General features: G+C 71.6%; 17 protein-coding genes. 10 read left to right on the forward strand and 7 right to left on the reverse strand.

All coding sequences use genetic code 11. The features are described from left to right. Window positions 1-8 precede the first annotated feature (8 nt). The 5 genes from WMF11_RS07780 to WMF11_RS07800 all read left to right on the forward strand — a co-directional run bounded on the left by WMF11_RS07780 (window position 9) and on the right by WMF11_RS07800 (window position 5,902). Window positions 9-2,405: a Kelch repeat-containing protein gene (locus tag WMF11_RS07780; protein WP_437976994.1), complete on the forward strand. Its 2,397-nt coding sequence runs from the start codon at window positions 9-11 to the stop codon at window positions 2,403-2,405. Between the two features lie 370 nt (window positions 2,406-2,775). Further along, window positions 2,776-2,940: a hypothetical protein gene (locus WMF11_RS07785; RefSeq protein WP_437979288.1), complete on the forward strand. Its 165-nt coding sequence runs from the start codon at window positions 2,776-2,778 to the stop codon at window positions 2,938-2,940. A 308-nt stretch (window positions 2,941-3,248) separates the two neighbouring features. Further along, window positions 3,249-4,322, forward strand: a complete 1,074-nt coding sequence (locus WMF11_RS07790; RefSeq protein ID WP_437976995.1) for a hypothetical protein — start codon at window positions 3,249-3,251, stop codon at window positions 4,320-4,322. A 295-nt stretch (window positions 4,323-4,617) separates the two neighbouring features. Next, window positions 4,618-5,478, forward strand: coding sequence for a HipA family kinase (locus tag WMF11_RS07795; RefSeq protein ID WP_437976996.1), 861 nt, complete (start codon window positions 4,618-4,620; stop codon window positions 5,476-5,478). After that, window positions 5,456-5,902 (forward strand): DUF3037 domain-containing protein, encoded by a 447-nt coding sequence (locus tag WMF11_RS07800; protein ID WP_437976997.1) that lies wholly within the window; start codon window positions 5,456-5,458, stop codon window positions 5,900-5,902. The genes WMF11_RS07795 and WMF11_RS07800 overlap by 23 nt, the downstream gene beginning before the upstream one ends. A 72-nt stretch (window positions 5,903-5,974) precedes the next feature. Here the strand turns inward: WMF11_RS07800 and WMF11_RS07805 are convergent, their stop codons facing one another. The 3 genes from WMF11_RS07805 to WMF11_RS07815 form a co-directional block, all read right to left on the reverse strand. Beyond that, on the reverse strand, window positions 5,975-6,898 hold the full coding sequence (locus tag WMF11_RS07805) for a DUF808 domain-containing protein (RefSeq protein ID WP_437907797.1): 924 nt from the start codon (window positions 6,896-6,898) through the stop codon (window positions 5,975-5,977). Window positions 6,899-7,078: 180 nt separating this feature from the next. Further along, the gene (gene ylqF / locus WMF11_RS07810) at window positions 7,079-7,990 is read right to left on the reverse strand and encodes a ribosome biogenesis GTPase YlqF (RefSeq protein ID WP_437976998.1); all 912 of its coding nucleotides are present in this window, start codon (window positions 7,988-7,990) and stop codon (window positions 7,079-7,081) included. A 30-nt stretch (window positions 7,991-8,020) separates the two neighbouring features. Next, the gene (locus WMF11_RS07815) at window positions 8,021-8,731 is read right to left on the reverse strand and encodes a DsbA family oxidoreductase (RefSeq protein ID WP_437976999.1); all 711 of its coding nucleotides are present in this window, start codon (window positions 8,729-8,731) and stop codon (window positions 8,021-8,023) included. 224 nt (window positions 8,732-8,955) lie between these two features. Here WMF11_RS07815 and WMF11_RS07820 point away from each other — a divergent pair, with 224 nt between their 5' ends. Together WMF11_RS07820 and WMF11_RS07825 are read left to right on the forward strand one after the other, a co-directional pair. Next, window positions 8,956-9,300 carry a hypothetical protein gene (locus WMF11_RS07820; RefSeq protein ID WP_437907801.1) on the forward strand — a complete coding sequence of 115 codons (345 nt, stop codon included), beginning with the start codon at window positions 8,956-8,958 and terminating at the stop codon, window positions 9,298-9,300. Between the two features lie 132 nt (window positions 9,301-9,432). Beyond that, on the forward strand, window positions 9,433-10,755 hold the full coding sequence (locus WMF11_RS07825; protein WP_437979289.1) for a DUF6896 domain-containing protein: 1,323 nt from the start codon (window positions 9,433-9,435) through the stop codon (window positions 10,753-10,755). Between the two features lie 204 nt (window positions 10,756-10,959). Here the strand turns inward: WMF11_RS07825 and WMF11_RS07830 are convergent, their stop codons facing one another. The 4 genes from WMF11_RS07830 to WMF11_RS07845 all read right to left on the reverse strand — a co-directional run bounded on the left by WMF11_RS07830 (window position 10,960) and on the right by WMF11_RS07845 (window position 16,294). Beyond that, complete coding sequence (locus WMF11_RS07830) at window positions 10,960-11,670, reverse strand: GNAT family N-acetyltransferase (RefSeq protein WP_437977000.1); 711 nt, start codon at window positions 11,668-11,670, stop codon at window positions 10,960-10,962. A 73-nt stretch (window positions 11,671-11,743) separates the two neighbouring features. Further along, window positions 11,744-13,441, reverse strand: a complete 1,698-nt coding sequence (locus WMF11_RS07835; protein WP_437977001.1) for a rhomboid family intramembrane serine protease — start codon at window positions 13,439-13,441, stop codon at window positions 11,744-11,746. Between the two features lie 137 nt (window positions 13,442-13,578). Continuing rightward, entirely contained in the window at window positions 13,579-15,225 is a 1,647-nt protein-coding gene (locus tag WMF11_RS07840) for a serine/threonine-protein kinase (protein WP_437977002.1), read from the reverse strand. 295 nt (window positions 15,226-15,520) lie between these two features. Beyond that, a complete protein-coding gene (locus WMF11_RS07845) occupies window positions 15,521-16,294 on the reverse strand; it encodes an endonuclease/exonuclease/phosphatase family protein (RefSeq protein WP_437979290.1) in 774 nt (257 codons plus the stop codon). Between the two features lie 79 nt (window positions 16,295-16,373). On the opposite strand from WMF11_RS07845, the gene WMF11_RS07850 reads away from it, so the two are divergent. The 3 genes from WMF11_RS07850 to WMF11_RS07860 all read left to right on the forward strand — a co-directional run bounded on the left by WMF11_RS07850 (window position 16,374) and on the right by WMF11_RS07860 (window position 20,082). After that, the gene (locus WMF11_RS07850; protein WP_437977003.1) at window positions 16,374-16,844 is read left to right on the forward strand and encodes a GNAT family N-acetyltransferase; all 471 of its coding nucleotides are present in this window, start codon (window positions 16,374-16,376) and stop codon (window positions 16,842-16,844) included. 478 nt (window positions 16,845-17,322) lie between these two features. Then, window positions 17,323-18,810 (forward strand): sensor histidine kinase, encoded by a 1,488-nt coding sequence (locus tag WMF11_RS07855; RefSeq protein WP_437977004.1) that lies wholly within the window; start codon window positions 17,323-17,325, stop codon window positions 18,808-18,810. A 153-nt stretch (window positions 18,811-18,963) separates the two neighbouring features. Then, on the forward strand, window positions 18,964-20,082 hold the full coding sequence (locus WMF11_RS07860) for a DUF4185 domain-containing protein (protein ID WP_437977005.1): 1,119 nt from the start codon (window positions 18,964-18,966) through the stop codon (window positions 20,080-20,082). Window positions 20,083-20,124: the final 42 nt, after the last annotated feature.

A 20,124-nucleotide genomic window follows, 5' to 3' on the forward strand; every position in this document is an offset into this window, starting at 1 on the left:
AGATCGGCGTGCGCGAGATCGGCGCCGAGGGCAAGGGCGCTGTCGTCGAGCGCGCCGTGGCGTATCGGCGCCAGGGCGGGACGTCGTTCTGGTCTGCGGTCGACGCTGGTTACGAGGAGTGGCTGCTCCTCGATGCCGGCGTGGCGAACGGCGGCGCGCCGGTGGCGGCGTGGGAGGTCGACGGCGCGACGCTGCGACAGCAGGGCGACGCGGTCGAGGTCGTCGACGACGCGGGCGCGCCGCGGCTGCGGGTGACGGCGCCGGCCGCGTATGCGAGCGGCGGTCGGCCGGTCGAGGCGCGGCTCGAGGTGCGCGGCGCGAGGATCGCGCTCTGGGTCGACGCGGGCGGCGAGGAGGTGCTGGTCGACCCGATATGGGCGCCGACAGGATCCATGAGCGCAGCGCGTGCCAGCTACACGGCGACGCCGCTCGGGAATGGCCAGGTGCTCGTCGTGGGCGGGCTCAATGCGATGGGGAGCGCCGAGCTGTACGACACGGTATCCAATACCTGGTGGTCGGCCGGAACGTTGGCCACGGCCCGCTACAATCATACGGCGACGCTGCTCGGCAACGGCAAGGTGCTGATCGTGGGCGGGAAAGGCAGCGGCTCGGGGGTCCATACGAGCGCCGAGCTGTACGATCCGGCATTCAATACCTGGACGGCGACCGGCGCGCTGGCCGCGGGCCGCGCCGCCCACACCGCGACGCTGCTCGGGAACGGCAAGGTGCTGGTCGCCGGGGGGCATAACGGCTCCAGTGTGGCGTTGGCGACCGCCGAGCTGTACGAGCCGTCGACCGGCGGATGGTCGCCCGCTTCAACGATGGGGGCGAGCCGCTCCTGGCCCACTGCGACGCTGCTCGGGAACGGCAAGGTGCTGGTCGCCGGGGGGCATAGCGGCTCCAGTGTGGCGTTGGCGACCGCCGAGCTGTACGATCCGTCGACCGGCGGATGGTCGCCGACGGCCTCAATGACCGGGCCCCGCCAAAACGCCACTGCGACGCGGCTCGTGAGCGGCAAGGTGCTCGTCGCGGGCGGTTACGACAGTTCTGCCGACTACCTGCAGAGCGTCGAGATCTACGACCCGTCCTCGTCGCCACCCGTCTGGACGACGGCGACGCCGATGAGCAGCAAGCGCGGCGACCATACCGCGACGCTGCTCCCGAACGGCAAGGTGCTCCTGACGGGCGGGTGGAGCGCCCCCATGGTCGTCAGTGCAAGCGCCGAGGTCTACGATCCGGGAACCAACTTCTGGGCAGCGGCCGGGTCGATGAGCACCGTCCGCACCAATCATACTGCGACGCTGCTGGGCAACGGCAAGGTGCTACTCGCGGGTGGGCTCAACTTTGGCATTCCATTGAACACGTACTACTCGAGCGCCGAACTGTACGATCCGGCGGCCACGACGTGGGGGGCGGTCACGTCGATGTCTCACGCCCGCATGGCGCCGACCGCGACGCTGCTCAACGATGGCAGGGTGCTCGTGACGGGCGGTGACTCGTTGGGAACGAGGACCGAGCTGTACAATCCGTCGACCGACACCTGGGCGGCGGGGCCATTGATGGGTGTGGGACGTCAGTATCATACGGCGACGCTGCTCGGCAACGGCAAGGTGCTGGTCGTGGGCATTCGGAGCGTCTCGTCCCCCGCGAACGCCCAGCTGTTCGATCCCGCGACCAACACATGGTCGTCCGTAGGCTCGTCGACAAGCCCAGACCTCAACCGCATGGGGCACACCGCGACGCTGCTCCCGAACGGCAAGGTGTTGGTATACGGAGGGGTCAATCCCTCCGCCACCCCCGACGATTACATGTACTCCTCGGCGCTGTTCAATCCGGCGAACAATGCCTGGTCGCCCGCCGACGACATGCCGATTGCCCATGCCTATCATGCCGCGACGCTGCTTTCGAACGGCAAGGTGCTCTTCTCGGGAGGTAAGAGCGAGTACGCAGCGCAGCACGCCGTTGCCGCGCTCTACGAGCCCGATCTATGGACGGCCGTGGATCACATGGTGAAGAGCCGCGCCTATCATACGTTGACGTTGCTGAACACCGGCGAGGTGCTGGCGGTGGGAGGATGCGCCACGAACTTGACTCCGACCGTCGAGGTTTATAACCCGACGTCCGATCTCTGGTCCTCCGGTACTGAGCAGTTCTCCTATCGCTCGCATACCGCGACGCTGCTCAACAACGGCAAGGTGCTGCTCGCCGGGGGCATCGACAGCGCAGGGAACGTGACCCGGAACGTCTACATCTACGATCCCGCGACCGGTGACATGGACCTGACCGGGCAGATGAACGATGTGCGGTACGCTCATGCAGCGGTCCGGCTCGGGAACGGAAAGGTGCTGATCGTAGGCGGCAGTGACGGCTCCCCCCTGCCGACCGCCGAGATCTACACCCCCTGACGTCGTTGGGGCGCCCCGTCCACGGGCAAGCCCGTCCGCCGACGACGCGGCCGGCGCGGCGCAGGCGCTAGCAGCGCGCGCCGGCCGCGCCGCCTGCCGTCCGCTTCCGCAAACCAGCCAAGATCCCGCGTGCGGCAGCTGAACAACGCCGCCGTGCGGCGCTTCCGCCCGCGAGGCGCCGTGCAGGTTGTGGGCGGCCGCCGCCTTGCACTCGACGATGATTCGACGATGACTCGACCACGCGGAGATCGCCCTCTACTACGCGCTCGGGAACCTGCCGGCGCCCGAATGGCTCACCCACAAATTTCTCTCAGGCATCTATCTCTGCGCGGGCGGCGCCTTCGCCGGCTTCCTCCTCGATCACGACCTCATCGATCAGCTCGTCCTCAAGGTGAATCCCATCGTCTTCGGGCACGGGGTCCGGCTCTTCGGCGGCAGCTCCAGGAAGGTCGAGCTGGCGCTGCTCGGCGCGACGTCGTACACGAACGGCGTCTCGCTCCTCCGGTACGACGTGAAGCGCGGGGGCGCGGCCTGAGGGGCCGCCCCGGCGAGAGTGTGCCGCACGATTCCGTCGCGACGCCGTCGTTGAGCCCGCCGCGGCGCTTTTGTCGGGCGGGCGCTGAGCGCAGCGCCTCGACGGGGCTCATCTGGTTGCCAGGCTCACACGTTCGGCCTGTTGAGAAAAATTTCTGCCCAGGGTAGCTTGCGCCACGCGGCTGGCTCGGAGGAGCCAGCGGGCGGTGGCAACCGCCATGGCGAACGGCGGCCCGGGCTGCGTGGCCTCGTGGTGCACATCAGGAGAGGGTCAGGATGAGATCAGTTCTTTCTTTGGCAATGTGCGGGATGCTGGTCGGCGCATTCGCCATGACGGGTTGCGGTGATGACGACACCACCGGCAGCGGTGGTGCGGGCGGTGCGGGCGGTGGGACCAGCTCCAGCACGACGTCGAGCTCCAGCAGCAGCTCGACCAGCTCGGGCGGCGGCGAAGGCGGCGAAGGCGGCGCGGGCGGCAGCGACGGTGGCGCGGGCGGCGAAGGCGGCGCGGGCGGCAGCGACGGTGGCGCGGGCGGCGAAGGCGGCGAAGGCGGCGAAGGCGGCAGCGCCCCCTACATCGGTCCCGGTCCGGAGGAGAGCTGCTCGGGTTGCGCCCGGCTGGCTGTGCCGCTCACCACGGCTTCCACGGGGACGCTGTTCCAGTTCGACTTCGCTCAGCTGGTCGACCTGACCGGCGCTACCGTCACGTTCCGTGTGAAGGCTCATGCCGCCACCGGCGGTGGCGTGCAGACGTACGTACAGAACGGACCTGCACGGAACGAAGATGAAGAGAGCTGGGCGGGCGTCCCCTGGGCGTGGACGAGCTTCGGCGACCTGAAAGAGTGGACCGACCTCACCATCGACGTCGATGCCGCTGATGCGGCCAATGCCGCTGCTGGCGGGAAATTCGCGAGTACCGCGGTAAAGCGCATCGGCATCAAGGTCGACGCAGGTGCCGAGGGGCCCTGGGCCAACCCGACCATCGTCTATGTCGACTCCATCACCGTCACGAGGTCTGCCAGCTCGAGCGGTTCGGGCGGTGCCGGCGGCGCGGGCGGTGCCGGCGGCGCGGGTGGCGCCGGCGGTGCTGGTGGCACGAGCGGCGAGGGCGGCTCGGGCGGCGCTGGCGGCACGAGCGGCGAGGGCGGCTCGGCGGGCGCCACCGGTGAGGGCGGCGCTGGCGGCACGAGCGGCGAGGGCGGCTCGGCGGGCGCCACCGGTGAGGGCGGCGCCGGCGGCACGAGCGGCGAGGGCGGCGCCGGCGGCGCGAGCGGCGAGGTGATTCATGTGGTCGGTCCGTTCGAGTTCACGGACGGGCTGCAGAACTTCCTGCTCGGCGATTACCTGCCCGTGCAAGGCTCGAGGCTGGATCACCTCGAGTGATCCACGAGCGCCTGCGGCGTTCGCTCTCGCGCTGCTGCGTGGAGCGAGCGCCCGGGCCGCCTCATCGACCATCGAGGGCGCGCTCCCCTGCGCGCTCCAGCCCGACCCAGCTTCCCCGTCTCACGTAACCGCGGCGCGCCGGCGTACTTTGGCCGAAGGTGGCGCTTTTGAATCGCCAATCACGCCAAAGACGCCGAGAAAAACATAAAAATCATGGCGTCTCATGGCGTCTTTGTGGCCCCATCCTTCCGGCGGGGCGCGGGAGTTCCCCCGCCACCCGCCACGCTGCTGAAGCATGCTCCGAACTGTCCACACGACCCGCTACGTCACCCCGCTCCGCGAGGGCGGGTCGCTGCCGGCCCTCGTCGAGGCCGATGACGACGGGCTCTATGTCCTGAAGCTCCGCGGCGCCGGCCAGGGGCCGAAGGCGCTCATCGCGGAGCTCGTCGCCGGGGAGATCGGGCGCGCGCTCGGGCTCCCGGTGCCGGAGATCGTCTTCATGGATCTCGACCCCGCCTTCGGGCGGGCCGAGCCGGATCCGGAGCTGTCCGACCTGCTCTCGGCGAGCGCCGGCTTGAACCTCGCCCTCGACTACCTGCCCGGATCGCTCGCCTTCCAGCCGCTCGCCGGCCCGGCGATCGACCCGGGGCTTGCGGCCGCCGTCGTCTGGTTCGACGCCTTCATGAGCAACGTGGATCGGACGCCCAAGAACCCCAACCTGCTCCTGTGGCACCGCCGCCTCTGGCTGATCGACCACGGCGCGGCGCTCTATGTCCACCACGCCTGGACCGACGCGACCGACCCGCGCGCCGACGCGGACGACCGCTTCCCGCTCGTCAGGAGCCACGTCCTGCTCCCGTTCGCGGGCGATCTCGCCGCGGCCGACGCCGCGCTGAGCGCCCGGCTCACGCCCGAGCGCATCGCGGGGATCGTCGCCGCGATCCCGGACGCGTGGCTGGCCGACCAGGACCCCCGCGCCCGGCCCTCGGGCGAGCGGCGGTCCGCGTTCTCGCCCGACGCGGTCGATGCCCCGCAGCCCGACGCCGCGCCGGTCGCGGCGCGGCGCGCGGCGTACGCCGCCTACCTGACCCACCGCCTCGCGTCGCCGCGGGGCTTCGTCGAGGAGGCGCTCGATGCAGCCCGTGCCCGGCGGTAGCCCTCCGGGCGCGCGCGACGTCGACGCCGCCGACCCGTTCGATTACGCCGTGCTGCGCGTGGTCCCGCGCGTGGAGCGCGGCGAGCGCGTCAACGTCGGGGTGGTCCTCTTCTGCCGCGCCCGGGGGTTCCTCGAGGCGCGCTTCGAGCCCGACGAGCGGCGCCTGCTCGCCCTCTGGCCCGACCTCGACCTGGAGGCGGTCCGCGGTCACCTCGACTTCATCCGCCGCGTCTGCGCCGCCGATCGGGCGTGCGGGTACGTCGCCGAGCTCCCCCAGGCCGAGCGCTTCGGCTGGGTGGTGTCCCCGGCGAGCACCGTCGTCCAGCCCTCGCGTGTCCACGCCGGCCTCGGCGCCGACCCGGCCGCGGCGCTCGACCGGCTGGTCGCGACGCTGGTGAGGCCAGCGCGCTCCGGACAGGGCTGATCGGCGCGGCGCGAGCCCGCGCTCCAGGCGGCGCGAGCCCGCGCTCCAGGCGGCGCGAGCCCGCGCTCCAGGTCAGTGGCCGTCCTTCTCGCGGTTCATCGCCTGCTTCACCGCGGTCACGACGCCCAGCACGACCGCGCCGGCCGCGACGCCGACGATCATGTTGGCGAGCGACGGCACCACGGCGCCGAGCACGGCGCCGGCGCCCTGGGTCATGTCCTCGATGTGGTGGTGCAGCCACGGCACGCCGTGCGTCAGGATGCCGCCGCCGACGAGGAACATCGCCGCCGTGCCGGCGACCGACAGGCCCTTCATCAGCCACGGCGCCGCCTTCAGGATGCCGCTGCCGAGCGACTGCTGGAGACCGCCGCTCTGGCGGCTCAGGTAGAGGCCGGCGTCGTCGAGCTTCACGATGCCGGCGACCAGGCCGTAGACGCCCACGGTCATGAGCAGGGCGATGCCGGTCAGCACGGCGACCTGCGTGCCGAACGGCGACGCCGCCACGGTGCCCAGCGTGATCGCGATGATCTCGGCCGACAGGATGAAGTCGGTGCGCACCGCGCCCTTGATCTTGTCCCTCTCGAACTCGACGAGGTCGATCTTCGGATCGGAGAGCGCCTGCACGAGCTCGGCGTGGTGCGCCTCGTCCTCGTGCTTGCTGTGCAGCACCTTGTGGGCGACCTTCTCGAAGCCCTCGTAACAGAGGAAGGCGCCGCCGACCATCAGCAGGGGCGTGACGGCCCAGGGCGCGAAGGCGCTGATCGCCAGCGCCGCCGGCACCAGGATGGCCTTGTTGAGCATCGAGCCCTTCGCCACGGCCAGCACGACCGGCAGCTCGCGGTCGGCGTTGACGCCCGTCACCTGCTGCGCGTTCAGCGCCAGATCGTCGCCCAGCACGCCGGCGGTCTTCTTGGCGGCCACCTTCGTCAGCACGGCAACGTCGTCCAGCACGGTGGCGATGTCGTCGATCAGGGCGAGCAGGCTGCTTCCGGCCATGGAGTGAGGTCCTCGTCGGGTGAATGGGGGTGGAGCGTGGGGAGCGTGGCGAACGTCACGGGCGGCGCCGCACGGCAGCCGTCGCGGTGGGCATGGTAGCGGGCGTCGGCGGCCTTCGGGTCGAAGATCCTGGGCGCCCGCGTCGATCGGCTGGTCTGGCCGCCGGCGCCGCGCTTCGGCTCACGCGCTCTCTTCGATCCCCGACGGCGACTCCAGCCCCGGCGGCTCTTCCAGGCTGATGCGCCCGAGCCGGCCGGCGCGGAAGTCGTGGACCAGGATGTCCGACGCCTTGTGCAGGTCCACCGACCCGCCGCTGCGCAGGCAGCCGCGGCGGCGGCCGATCTCCTCGATCAGCGCGGCGGCCGTCTCCGGCAGCTCCTTCAGCTTGTAGCGGGCGACGAGGAGCTCGGGGTAGCGCCGCAGGAAGTACCCCGCCGCGAACAGGGCGACGCTCTGGTAATCGATGGCCGTGTCGGGGATCGCCCCGCCCACGGCCAGGCGGAACGAGGCCGCCTCGTCGTCGATCTTGGGCCAGAGGATCCCCGGGTTGTCGGAGATGGCCATGCCGGTCTTCAAGGTGACGAGCTGCTGGCTCTTCGTGACCGCGGGCTCGTCGCCGACCTTGGCCACCTTGCGCTCCATGAGCGCGTTGATGAGCGTCGATTTGCCGACGTTGGGGATCCCCACGATCATGGCCCGCACCACCTTGCCGGGGCCGTTCTTGGGGGGCGCGAGGCGCTTGCAGAGCTCCGGGATCCGGCGCCGCGCCTCGGACGACTGGCTCGCCGAGATCGCGATCGCGAGCACCTGGCCCCCCGGCGAGGCGCCGCGCTCGGCCTCGTCAGGCGGCGCGGCGTTCTCCGCCTCGAAGTAGCGGAGCCACGCCGTGGTGACGGCCGGGTCCGCCAGATCGCTCTTGTTCAGGACCTTGATGCACGGCTTCTGGCCGCGCAGCTCGGCCAGGACGGGGTTCTCGCTGGCCAGCGGCATCCGGGCGTCGAGCACCTCGATGACGACGTCCTGCGACGGCATCGACTCGGCGATCGTGCGCCGAGCCTTGGTCATGTGGCCTGGATACCATTGGATCGACATCCGCCGCGGAGCTCTATCACGCCCGGCGGCTCAGGCGCACCCGTCCGGGCCGCAGGCCGCCCCTTCGGGGAGCGCCTGCTCGGGCGCGCCCGCCGCCTCGTCCCACGTCTTCTGGAGCACGCCGAGGAGGGCCTCGGCCGGCTGCGCGCCGGAGACGCCGTACCGCCCGCCGAACGCGAAGAAGGGGACGCCCGTGACGCCGATCGCGCGCGCCTCGGCCTCGTCGGCCCGCACCTCGCTGGCGTGGGCGTCGCTCGCGAGCGCCGCGCGGACCTCCTCCGGGTCGAGCCCCGCCTCGCCGGCGAGGCGCGCGAGCACCTCCGGCTCGCCGATGGCCTCGCCCTCGGTCATGTAGCCGCGGAGCAGCCGCTCCTTCACCGCGTCCTGCACGCCGCGCTCGGCCGCGAGGTGGAGCACGCGGTGCGCGTCGAAGGTGTTGCCGGCCCGGACCTTGTCGAAGCGGAGATCGAGGCCGTCCGCCGCGCCCACCTCGGTCATCTGCCGGATCATCGCCTCGGCCTTGGCGACGGGCACGCCGTACTTCTTCGCGAGGCGCCCGGCGTAGGAGACCTCGGTGCCGAGCACGCGCTTCGCCGAGGGGTCGAGCTCGAAGGCGCGCCAGACGACCTCGACCGCATCCCGGTGAGGGAACCTGGCGAGCGCGGCCTCGAGCCGGCGCTTGCCGACGTAGCACCACGGGCACGCGATGTCGGACCAGACATCGACACGGAGCTTCTTCATGGCGGTCAAGGTAGGGCCGCGCGGCGCCTCCGGCCAGGCGGCGTGCGTCGCGGGCGGGAGGGGCGCCGGCGCGGCGGTCGGGGAGGGGCCGAGCTCGCCGGGGAGAGCCGAGTGGAGCGCCGAGCCCTCCCGTGGTTGCTCGCCAGTGCGAGGCGGATACCTCCGCGGTGGCATCTGAGGTCCGGCGTAAGGGGGGAGTGGGAAATTGGATGAGGAGAGGCGTGATGGACATTGAGAGGCTCTTGGTCGATTTCTACAACGGTGCCCACGTGCTCGATGTCGTCGCCGCGTGGGCTCATGCGGTCGGGAATCGACAGAAGATTCTTGATGATCTCGCTTCGTTCGAGGGCGCATACGAGCAGCTCGTCGAGCTTCACGCGGCGGGAAAACTCGGCGTCGGAACGGCCGATTTTTCAGCCGGGAACCTCGAAATCGTCAGGCGGATCAACCAGCTGATCGAGCCGGGGTTGGACAGTGTCGAGGTGCGTCAAGCGGCTCAAGAAAACCATGCTTTGGCTGAGCGATGCGCGCGAGCGTTGAAAGGAGGTGATGTGTCGCCCGCTGAATGAGCCTTGCCGCGCAAGCCCAGCCGCGTCACGACGACGCCTGTGCATCCCGTCCTCGTCGCAGCTCGCGCCGCCCTGGGCGCGGGCCCGGTCACCGCGGCTCCGCCTCCTGACCCGTGGCACGCGTGGCTCCTCGTGGCGCTCGCGCGGCAGGTCGATCGGCAGCGCTGGCTGGTACGTGTCCAGCGTGAGCGCCTCTCTCATGCCTCCCGCCGTGGCGACGTACCGGGCATGCCGGGCTGGAAGTTCTACTTTCACGGCATCGGCCTCTGCTTGACCGCACCCGACGGCGAGACGATCGACGTCGACGATCACGGCGATGACGGCCTCACGATCGATCCTTGGTTCTTCACGCAGCGCATGCTGAGCCTCCCTGACCCCGCGCTCCCCGAGCGGCGCCTGCTCGCATTCCTTCCGACCGCTGACGCCATGGCCGCCGCGATCGGCGAGCTCACCCGGGAGGGTCTGCTCGTCCGCAACGAGCATCGGCACGTCTTCCGCGTCGTCCCTGAGATCGAGGAGAACGCCGGGGCGTTCGCCGCGATCGACTTCTCCGACGCGTCCCTCCGCGCTCGCTGGGCGGAGCACCTCGGCGATCACGAGATGCTCGCCGTCGAGCGGCCCTCGGCGGCCACCCAGGCGCGAGCCGCCGCGCAGCGCGACGCCTACAAGCGGTACTTGCTCGCGGGGATCGCGAGCGAGGCGACGGCGCGCGCGTTCATCGAGCCCCTCGAGGCAGCGCTCGATCCGGCGGAGTTCGTCGATGTGTGCTCGGGGCTTATCGACGCGTCGGTGAACACGACCTCTGGGCGCGCGATCGAGCGGCTCGACGTACACCCGGACTACCCCGTTTGCCCGGCGGTAGCCAGGCTGCTCACCCGCGCGGATCCGGCGCTGCATCATCCCTACGCCGTGCACGCCGCGGCCCGGTACCTGCTGCGCCGCGGGATCGAGCGCGAGCGCGCGGTCGAGGCGGTGCTGGCGTTCGCGCGCGTCGAGGTCGTCGCCGGCTACCTGGGCAACCCGTTCCTCGGCGAGCTTGCCCTGCTGCTCCTCGAGCACGCACCTCCGCACGCGCTCGCCGCGCTCCGCCGGGGGCTGCGATCGAGCACGCCCGCGGTCCGGACGGACGTCGCCGCGGCGCTCGCGGCGCTCGGTCAGGCGTGGTGCCTTCGAGAGCTCCTGCTCGCGCTGGACGACGCGGCCACGTTCGAGGAATCGGCCTCCGTGCGGGCCGCGCTCTCGTGGATCGGGTCGGGCGAGGCGCGCGCGGCGGTGAGGTACTGGACGCAGACCCACGTTCTGCGGACGACGGAGGGCCCGGGTCATGGATGGGAGGAGATCCAGGAGGCCTTCGCCGATGAGTCGCTCGAGTACGAGATCGACGAACGTCGCGCCTGGGCCGACGCGATCCGACCAGGGATCGATCCGGACTTCGACCGCGTGGTGTGGGGATGAAATGCAGGTGATGGGGAATTCCCCCATCCAGCCGGAATGATGGAGCCGCCAAGACGCCACAAGACGCCAAGAAAAATAATAATCTTGGCGTCTTATGGCGCCTCATGGCGTCTTGTGGCGTCCTCGCGGTTCAAAAGACTCCACCTTCGGTACCCCACCACCGGGCGACGCGGCGCCGCCTCGCCGTCGCCCGGTCACCCCCGCTTACCGCCGCTCCTCCTCGCCCATCAGCGCGGAGAGGCTCTGCCGCTGGCGGCCCGCTCCGTCGAAGTTCGACGGGTCGAGCCAGCGCTCGAACGCCGCCTTCGCCGCCGGCCACTCCTTGTCGATGATCGCGTGCCACGCCGTGTCGCGGGTGCGCCCCTTGACCACCGCGGCCTGCCGGAACACGCCTTCGAAGCGGAACCCGAGCCTCGCCGCCGCCGCCCGCGAGGGCGCGTTGAGCGCGTCGCACTTCCACTCGTAGCGCCGGTAGCCGAGCTCGTCGAACGCCCGCCGCATCATCAGGTACATCGCCTCCGTCGCCGCAGGCGTCCTCTGAAGGAGCGGTGAATACCTGAGGTGTCCGACCTCGATCACGCCGCTCTTGGGGTCGATCCGCAGGTACGCCGCGACGCCGACCGCCCGTCCGGTCGCCGCGTCGATGATCGCATGGAACAGCGGATCGTCGCCCAGGCACGTGGCATCCATCCAGGCGCGGTAGTCCGAGAGGGTCGCGAAGGGCCCATAGGGCAGGTAGGTCCAGCCCCGCCCCTCCGCGTCCGCGAGGTTGGCCGCATGGAGGTCCGCCGCGTGCCTCTCGGGGTCGATCGGCTCGAGTCGGCACGTGCGCCCGAGCAGGATCTCGCGCGGCGGCAGCGGCCGCGGCGTCCAGCCGGGGAGGGGGTGGCCGATCGGCTGCATCAGAGAATTCATGTGCTCCACGGGATCGCTCTCTCCGCAAGGTGGTTTGCTCACGGCGCCGGCCGCGGGCGCCGCCCGCCGGGTGTTACTGCGCCACGATCGTCGCCGCCACCTTGTCCTCGATCCCTTCCCACGTCGCCGGCCGATCCGCCGTCGAGTAGGCCTGGAGCATCACCTCGCGGTCCCCGAGCACGACGACGTAGCTCACCATCTGCACGCCGTTCTTGAGCCCGTTCTTGACCCTCACCGCCGGCCGCCCGCCCAGCGTGATGCGCGCCGCCGGGCCCTTCGTGACGGTGTTCGCCGGCCGTTGCTCGTCGAGCACCTTGCGCTCCTGCTCGAGGAGGGCGTCCAGCTGGTCGGGCGGCACCGCGCCCTCGAGCGGGAAGACCGCGACCTGGAACACGACGGGCGTCCGGGGCAGCTGCCCGTACGTGTGGAAGCGGACGCCGGACAGCTCCTCGACCGACGCGGCGCTCGCGAGCGCCTCCGGCAGGTCCAGGGCGACGCCCGTGTCCGCGACCGCGGTGCGCGCCAGCGCCGGCGGCGCGCGGAGCTCCCACGGGCGGCCGGCGGCGAACGCCGTCGCCACGGACAGCGCCATCGCCGCGGCCGTCAGGGCGGCCGCCGCCGTGAGGAGGGGGCGCGGCCTCGGCTCGGCGTCCGCCGCGCGCTCGCGCCGGTCCACGGGCGTGAGGCCGCGGGGGAGGACGGTGACGACGAGCGCGAAGCCGACGACGCCGCCGCCCAGGTGCGCGAGCAGGTCGACGCCGGGCTGAAAGCTGTAGACGAGGTTGAGCCCGAGCGGCAGCCACGCGCGGCTGCGCATCTGCGCGATCATCGCGGGGGGCAGGAGCCCGTGCGGCCGGAGCGCGACGCCGATGCCGGCCGTCATGAGGCCCCAGATCGCGCCCGACGCGCCGACGCTCCATCGCTCCTCCAGCATCGCGCTCGCGAGCGACCCGCCGAGCGCCGAGGCGCCGTAGAGCAGGAGGAAGCGCCGCGGGCCGAAGAGCGCCTCGAGCATCGGGCCGAAGGACCACAGCGCCAGCATGTTGACGAAGAGGTGCATCGGGTCGGCGTGCAGGAACGCCGACGCGAGGAGCCGGTAGAGGTGCCCTTGACGCACTGCCTCGCCGCTGTTGGCGCCCATGCGCCACAGCGCCGCCTCGTGGGTGCCCGAGCCGAAGGCGTAGCTCACGGCGAGCAGCACGGCGCACGCGATCATGAGCGTCGCCGTGACGCGGCGGCTGCCCCTCAGCCTGTCGACGATCGCGCGCTCCTGCTGCGCCAGCGCCTGCCCCTCGGCGAGCGCCTCCGCGAGCGCTTCATGCTCGAGCGGACCCGCCTCGGCGAGGCGCTCGTGGGCCCGCTCGAGGGCCGGCAGGGCCTGCCCCTTCACGCGCGCGAGCCCGCCCGCCGCGTCGAGGTGGTGGAAGCCCATCGGCACGGGCTGCACGAACGGCGCGACCTTGGCGAGCGCGGCCTGGCCCGGGGCAGCGCCGCCGCCCACCAGCACGACGTGCGTCGGCGGCCCGCCGGGCTTCACCGCCTTCACGAGCGGCTCGAGCAGGGCGTGGAGCTCGTCGGCCGTGGGGTCCCCCGGCGCCGTGACGAGCGCGATCTGGAGGGGCGCCGACCTGCCCGCGAGGAACGCCAGGACCGGGTCGCAGCGGAGCAGCACGAGGGCGTCCGGCCCGCGGAGCAGCGCGGCGAGCAGGCGGTCGCGTCGCGCCGCCGCGTCGTCCCCGGGCGCACGGTCCATGATCGGCAGATCCACCACGCTCGCTCCTCCTCCTGCTTCCCCCTCCCGCGGGAGGTCGCGCGGCGAGCGTAGCCGAAAGGCGGCGCGCGCAGCACGGCGGAGCGCGCCCGGCGAGCTGCCGCGCTCGTCCCGGGCCTTCGCGCCCGGCCTCCTCGCTAGGGCATGTGCGACGCCCGCGCCGCGTGCGCCGCCACCTCGCGGCGGAGGGCCTCCGTGACCCCCGGCAGCTCCCTGAGCCAGTCCCGCGTCGGGCGATTGCGCATCAGCCAGCCGACGGCGTCGTCCATGGTGCTGAACACCTCGTAACGAAGCCGCGAGCGGCTCAGCAGGATGAACTCGATGGCCACGTTGCGCACGAGCGACGCCTTGAAGCCGTGGCCCTCGAACACGAGCGCGGCGCACATCCCGTGGGCCGCGAGCTCCCTGGAGAGCTCCGCGAGCGAGCTCCGGACCTCCCGCCCCGCCGGGACGGTGTTCTCCTCGAGGATGACCAGCGTCGCCTGCAGCTCGCTGCCGCGCTCGCGCAGGATGCTCCGGACCTCGCTCACCGCGGCCGCCGTGGTGTGCCGGCGCCAGATCTGGAAGAGGAGGCCCTTCCAGGTGGCGACGCAGTGATCTTCGTCCAGCGCGTGGAGGAAAGGCCTCGTCGCCCTGCTTCCCCCCTCGCTTCGCGGCGGCGAGCTCGCAGGCGGCGCGGGATCGTCGTGATCCCGGAGCGGCGGGGCCGCGAGCGGGCTGTTGAAGCAGGCGGCGACGGGGGCGGGCGGCCTCGCCGTGACCATGCCGGCCGGGGAGGCCTCGGGCGGAGGGAGCGAGCTGCGGCGACGCGCCGCCGCGGCGCCGGACGACGCCTCCGGCGGCGGGAGCGAAATGCGGCGGCGCGACGCCGGCGCGGTCGACGCCGGCGCGGTCGGCGCCACGCGTGTGGCGCCGTCGAGGAGGCGATCGAGGACAGGGCACATCGCGGATGCGCTGGTGAAGCGGGCGAGGGGATCGCGCTCGACACAGCGAGAGAACCAGGCGTCGAATCCGGCGAAGAAGGGCGGCAGTCCGAGCTCTCCCGCGCGCCGGCTCGCGGTGGGGATGGGCGCGAACAGGATTTCCCGGAGCAGCGCCGGGAGGTCTCGGCCCTGCCAGAAGGGCTTGCCCGTGAGGGCGAAGAACGCGACGAGCCCATAGGCCCAGACGTCGCTCTGGGGGAGCGCCCCCTGGCTCTCGCGCGCTTGCTCGGGGGCCATCCAGAGGGGCGTGCCGACGGCGGCCGTCAGCGAGGCGCGCGCGTCGGCGATGATCTTGGCGATGCCGAAATCGAGGAGCTTGACCCGCGGCGCGGCGCCGTCGCCGGCTTCCTCCAGAAAGACGTTCTCGGGCTTGAGATCGCGGTGAACGATGCCCGCGCCGTGCGCGTCCTCGAGCGCGCGTCCCAGCTGCCCGAGGACGCGGTGCGCCTCCGCGATCGGGAGCGGGCCTGCCCGCTCGACGCAGGCCGAGAGGGTCTCGCCCTGGAGGAGCTCCATCGCGAGGTAAGGCAGGCCCGTCACGCCGTCGACGCCGGCGATCAGCACCTCGACGATGTGCGGCGACCCGATGAGCCCAGGAGCTCGCGCCTCTCGCTCGAAGCGGCGGCGCTCCTCGGGGTCGACGGCGCGCACCGGGTGCATGACCTTCACGGCGCGCTGGCGCGCGGTGCTGTGCTGGCGGCAGAGATAGACGCTGCCCGTGCCGCCCGAGCCGAGCGTGCGCACGACCTCGAAGTCGCCGCCGATGATGCTGCCAGCGTGCAGGCCGTAGGGTGAATCCATGGCGCGGACCGAAGCGTTTGCGTAACGGATGCGTAACGGATGCGTAACGGAGCCCCCCGCGCGGGTCGCGCGCGATACCGCCGATTCAATCATGTTGTCGGCCGATGGCGAGCCGAAGACATCGCATCGTGTGCTGTTCCAGTGGCGTCGTCCCGGTCCGACCCGGTCACACCGGCGCTCCGTCCATGGCTCGGGCGCTGCCGCCACCGCGCTCGCCGTGAGGACTGCTGAGCGAACGGTGCCTCGCTGTTGCAGTTGCAGAGGCGTGGACGGATCGTCCACGCGGCGCGCGGTGTCAGGAGAGCTCGGCGACGACCGCGTGGTGGTCGGACGCGGCGCCGACGTCGATGACGTCGGCCAGCGCGAGCCGGCCGGCGAGCCGCGGCGACAGCAGCACGTAGTCGGTCCGCGTCTCCACCTGCGCGCCGTCGCGCCCGCGCAGCGCGGTGAACCAGCGCGAGGAGCGCGGCCTCAGGAGCAGGGCGTCGGCCCAGCCGAACGCCTCGATCGCATCCATCGTGTCGAACCGCGGCGGGCTGCCGTACTTCTCGATGCCGGCCGCCGCGAGGCGCGCGCCGAGGTCCGCGGGGTAGGGGTCGCGGCGCGACAGCGCGTTGAGGTCGCCCGCGAGCGCCCAGAGGCCCGAGGCGAACCGGGCGGGCGGCACGAGAGAGAGCAGCCAGTGGGCCTCGGTGAGCCGGCGATCCTCGCTTCCGGCGTTGAGGTGGGTGCCGAGCACCACGAGCGGCTCGCCGCCCAGCGAGAGCTCGACCTCGACGAGGCAGTGCGCCAGCGCCTCGGGCGCGTGCACGCGCGCGCCGGCGAGCGGCGCCCGGCTGACGACGGCGACGTGGTTGCGCCTCCCGTTCGGGCGCGGGTTGGCGTTGCCCAGGACGGCGTGCCGCTCGCCGGCGGGCGCGCCGATCGCCTCGGCGACGGCCCGGAGCCGGGCGCCGTCCTCCCAGCCCACGCACTCCTGGAGGACGAGCAGATCGGGGCGCGCGGCGGCGACGATCGCGAGGATCGCCTCGAACCGATCCTCGCCGCCGAAGAGGATGTTGAAGGTCATGATCTTCACGGTCCGATCAGGCTAGCTCCTCCGAGGCCGGGGCGTCTGCGCGGAGCAGCCAAAAGGCGCGCTGAATCGGGTGGACGCAGCGCCCGAGACGGCGCACGAAGCGGGCATGGCCGGCGACGTCCTCCGGATCCGCAGCGACTCGCCGCTCTACGCCGGCGCGCTCCGCCTCCGGCGCGAGGTCTTCATCGTCGAGCAGTCCGTGCCCGAGGACATCGAGATGGACGAGCTCGACCCCGTCGCGCGGCACTTCGTCGTCCTCGACGGCGGCGAGGTCGTCGCGACGATGCGGATCGTGCCGTACGAGGGCGCGCTCAAGGTCGGCCGCGTCGCCGTCAGGAGAGACCTTCGCGGCGCGGGCCTCGGGCGGCGGCTGATGGAGGAGGCGATCCGCGTCGCCGGGGCCGAGGGCGCGCGCGCGCTGGTCCTGAACGCCCAGGTCGCTGCAGCGGCGTTCTATCGCAAGCTCGGCTTCGTCGAGGAGGGGCCGATCTTCGACGAGGCGGGGATCCCGCACACGAGGATGGTCCGGCGGATGGCCTGAACCGGCGGGCGCTGGGGATAGAGTAGAAGTTCGGCCGAGGATGGCGACGGCCCTCTGCGTGCTCGGCGCGCCACAGCAGATCGCGACCTCTGCCGTTCCATGCGCGGCCGGACGGCCCCCGCCGTTTTGCCTGGGCTGCCCCTGTACGTATCGCAGACCCGAAGATGCCAAAAAGACTCGTGGAGCGCGGTGCTGGGAGGCGTGACGAGAAAGCCGCGTGTGCCTTCTAGCGCACGTTGCGCATCGCGGTGTTCGAAGACAATCTACCTGATCAATGATGTCGAAAGCGGGCGGGCGAAGCCCCGGACTGGATGGGCCTGGCTGCCCGCGCGAAGGCCCTGCTTCAGCTCTGATCGGCTGGATTGGGATCGTCCCACGAGCCGCGTGCGCCATCACCGTCGTGACCGCTGCGGCCGTCCTGGTGGGCTGGTGGCTCGATGTTCAGACTCTCAAGAGTGTTCATCCGACCTTCGTGACCATGAAGGTGAACACGGCGCTGGCGTTCCTTGCCGCCGCCGCGTCGCTGTGGCTCCACTGCCGCGCGGGATCGCGCCTGTGGACGCGCCGGCTCTCGCGGGCGTGCGCCGGCGGGGTCGCTGTCGTCGGGTTGCTCACGTTCCTGGAATACGCGCTGAACCGGCCGCTCCATATCGATCAAATTCTCTTCCGGGAGGGGCCGGGCGCCGTCGGCACCCCTCACCTCGGGAGGATGGCTATCACGACGGCCATCTGCTTTGTCCTCGTCGGCTCGGCGCTGTGGCTCCTCGACGCGAAGGCGCGGCGCGTGCGCCGGCTTTTTTCGGCGCTGGTCGTGCTGATCGCGCTGTTCGGGCAGCTGGTGGTGCTCGGATATGTGCTCGGGGTCGGGTACCTTTATGGCGTCGGGGCGACGACCGAGGTCGCGTTGCATACGGCGCTGCTCTTTCTGGTGCTGTCTGCCGGCGTCCTGTGCGCGCGGCCCGAGCTGAGCGGCGTCGAGCTGTTGACGAGCGCGGGGGCCGGCGGCGCGATGGCGCGCCGCCTGATTCTCGCCGCGTTCGGCGCGCCATTCGTCCTCGGCTGGGTGATCGTGGAGGGGCGGAAGCTCGGCCTCTACGATTCGGCGTTCGAGTCGTCGCTCCTCGTCATCGGCTGCATCGTCCTCATCGTGCGCCACATCTGGAAGAGCGCTGCCGCGCTGGAATGCGTCGACCGGGATCGGGGGAGGGCCGTAGAAGATCGCGGCCGACTCGCTCTCCGTGAGGAGGCCGCGCAGGCTGCCGTCCGGGAGAGAGACGAGTTCCTCTCCATCGCGTCCCACGAGCTCAGAACGCCCATCGCCGCGCTCCAGCTCACGCTGCAGGCGCTGGAGCGCAGGCTCGGCGGCGACGAGTCAGCGACCCTCCGGCACGACGGCACCGTCCGGGCGGTGGAGGGGAGCCTTCGACAGGTCGCGCGGCTGACGCGGCTCGTCGAGCAGCTGCTCGATCTGTCGCGCATCAAGGCGGGTCGTCTCAAGCTCGAGCCCGAGGGGGTCAATCTCGTCGAGGTGGTGCGTCAGGCCGTCGAGCCCCTCCAGGGGGTGCTGGCGCAGGCGGGCTGCTCGCTATTTCTGCGCGTCGAGCGCGAGATCCTCGGTCGCTGGGATGCGCTGCGGATCGAGCAGGTGGTGACGAACCTCGTGTCCAACGCGCTGAAGTACGGCGCGAACGCTCCCGTCGAGCTCAGCGCACAGCGGCGTGGGGACACGGCCGTGATCGCGGTGCGCGATCATGGAATCGGCATCGCTCCGGAGAACGCGGCGCGGATCTTCGAGCGGTTCGAGCGCGCTGTCTCGTCGCGCGACTACGCCGGGGTGGGCATCGGCCTCTTCATCGCCAGGCAGATCGTCGAGGCCCACGGCGGCTCGATCCGGGTCGAGAGCGCGCTCGGCGCGGGTTCGACCTTCGTCGTCGAGCTGCCCATCGAGCACGTGTGGGCTCGCTGAAGGCAACGCGATCCCAGCCGGAGCTGAAGCGGTCGCCGGCAGAGCGACGCGAGCCGAAGAGGACGAAGTCGGTCGTCGAGGACGATGTCGAGCGGAGCGCCAGGCGGGTCGATCGGCTCGATGCGCCGCCCGCTGTCGTGGGAGGATGGCGTGATGCGCTCCACACGCCGATCCCTCACGCTCTCCCGTTCTGTCCCCATCGTCCTCGCGCACCTGGTCGTCGCGGCGTGTGGCGGGGAGCCGGGTCCAGGCGTCGAGTCTGCCGAGGAGATCGGCGTCATCGAGAAGAGCTCATGGATCGAAGGGCGCGACGGTGGAGACAGCGCTGTCGCGTGGGGCAAGTCGGTCTGGGTCTACGGCGATACCGTCCTCACGCAGGCTGACGAGGCCGGGACCAACTGGCACCATAACTCGTTCGACATCTCGGACGATCTCGACGCGTCCGACGGCATCGGTGGCTTCTCGTCCCCGGCCGACGGCGCGGGGGCGCCGGGGTATTTCATTGCGCCCACCGCGGACGAGCAGGCGTTCAACGACGCTCATGCCGGCGACGACTGCGCCGAGGCGCCGTGCGGCGCCCGCTGGGCGGTGTGGCCCGGGGCGCCGGTGTTCGATGCGGCGCGCGACCGCGCCTTGATCCCCTATGGCCTCATCTACGCGGAGCCGGGCGACTTCAACTTCCGCGGCGTGGGCCAGTCGTTCGCGATCTGGGAGGGCCTCGACGAGGCGCCCGTGCGGCCGATCGTGGACGCGAGCGCGGAGCACCCCGACCTTCTCTTCGGGGAAGGCGAGCCCGGCTGGGGTGCCGCGCTGGTCGCCCACGGCGACGACCTGTACACCTTCGCGTGCGACGGCAGCCTGTCCAAGCCGTGCCGCCTCGCGCGCGTGCCGCTCGAGACGCCCCTCGACCGGGGCGCCTTCCGCTACTTCGACGGCGATGGCTGGAGCGACGACGCCGGGGATGCCGCGGAGCTGTTCGACGGCGCGCCCATCATGTCCGTCTCGTACTGTGAGCACCTCGGGGCGTGGCTCGCGGTCTACTCGCCCCCGTTCGAGCACCGGATCGTGGCGCGCACCGCCCCGGACCTCACCGGCCCATGGTCGGACGAGGCCACCCTCTATACGGCCCCCGAGGAGCGCGCGCCGTACGACTCGGTTCACCACGCGGAGTACGAGGAGGACGGCGGCCGGGTGCAGTACATCACGTACTCGCGGCCGACGAGCGGCTGGTTCGGGTCGGAATTCGCGCTCGTCCGCGTCGTGCTGAAGTGACGGGCGCGCGCTCGCCCCTGACGGGCAATCTCCTGCGGGAGG

Origin of the sequence: Sorangium sp. So ce295, from assembly GCF_051527405.1 — a bacterium.
GTDB classification, from domain to species: Bacteria; Myxococcota_A; Polyangia; order Polyangiales; family Polyangiaceae; genus Sorangium; species Sorangium cellulosum_B.

Bases quoted from the DNA above. Each gene is read 5' to 3' on its own strand.
- WMF11_RS07790 (WP_437976995.1), top strand. From the start codon at position 3,249: ATGCTGGTCGGCGCATTCGCCATGACGGGTTGCGGTGATGACGACACC.
- WMF11_RS07795 (WP_437976996.1), top strand. From the start codon at position 4,618: ATGCTCCGAACTGTCCACACGACCCGCTACGTCACCCCGCTCCGCGAG.
- WMF11_RS07800 (WP_437976997.1), top strand. From the start codon at position 5,456: ATGCAGCCCGTGCCCGGCGGTAGCCCTCCGGGCGCGCGCGACGTCGAC.
- WMF11_RS07805 (WP_437907797.1), bottom strand. From the start codon at position 6,898: ATGGCCGGAAGCAGCCTGCTCGCCCTGATCGACGACATCGCCACCGTG.
- ylqF (WP_437976998.1), bottom strand. From the start codon at position 7,990: ATGTCGATCCAATGGTATCCAGGCCACATGACCAAGGCTCGGCGCACG.
- WMF11_RS07815 (WP_437976999.1), bottom strand. From the start codon at position 8,731: ATGAAGAAGCTCCGTGTCGATGTCTGGTCCGACATCGCGTGCCCGTGG.
- WMF11_RS07820 (WP_437907801.1), top strand. From the start codon at position 8,956: ATGGACATTGAGAGGCTCTTGGTCGATTTCTACAACGGTGCCCACGTG.
- WMF11_RS07830 (WP_437977000.1), bottom strand. From the start codon at position 11,670: ATGAATTCTCTGATGCAGCCGATCGGCCACCCCCTCCCCGGCTGGACG.
- WMF11_RS07840 (WP_437977002.1), bottom strand. From the start codon at position 15,225: ATGGATTCACCCTACGGCCTGCACGCTGGCAGCATCATCGGCGGCGAC.
- WMF11_RS07845 (WP_437979290.1), bottom strand. From the start codon at position 16,294: ATGACCTTCAACATCCTCTTCGGCGGCGAGGATCGGTTCGAGGCGATC.
- WMF11_RS07855 (WP_437977004.1), top strand. From the start codon at position 17,323: ATGAAGGTGAACACGGCGCTGGCGTTCCTTGCCGCCGCCGCGTCGCTG.
- WMF11_RS07860 (WP_437977005.1), top strand. From the start codon at position 18,964: ATGCGCTCCACACGCCGATCCCTCACGCTCTCCCGTTCTGTCCCCATC.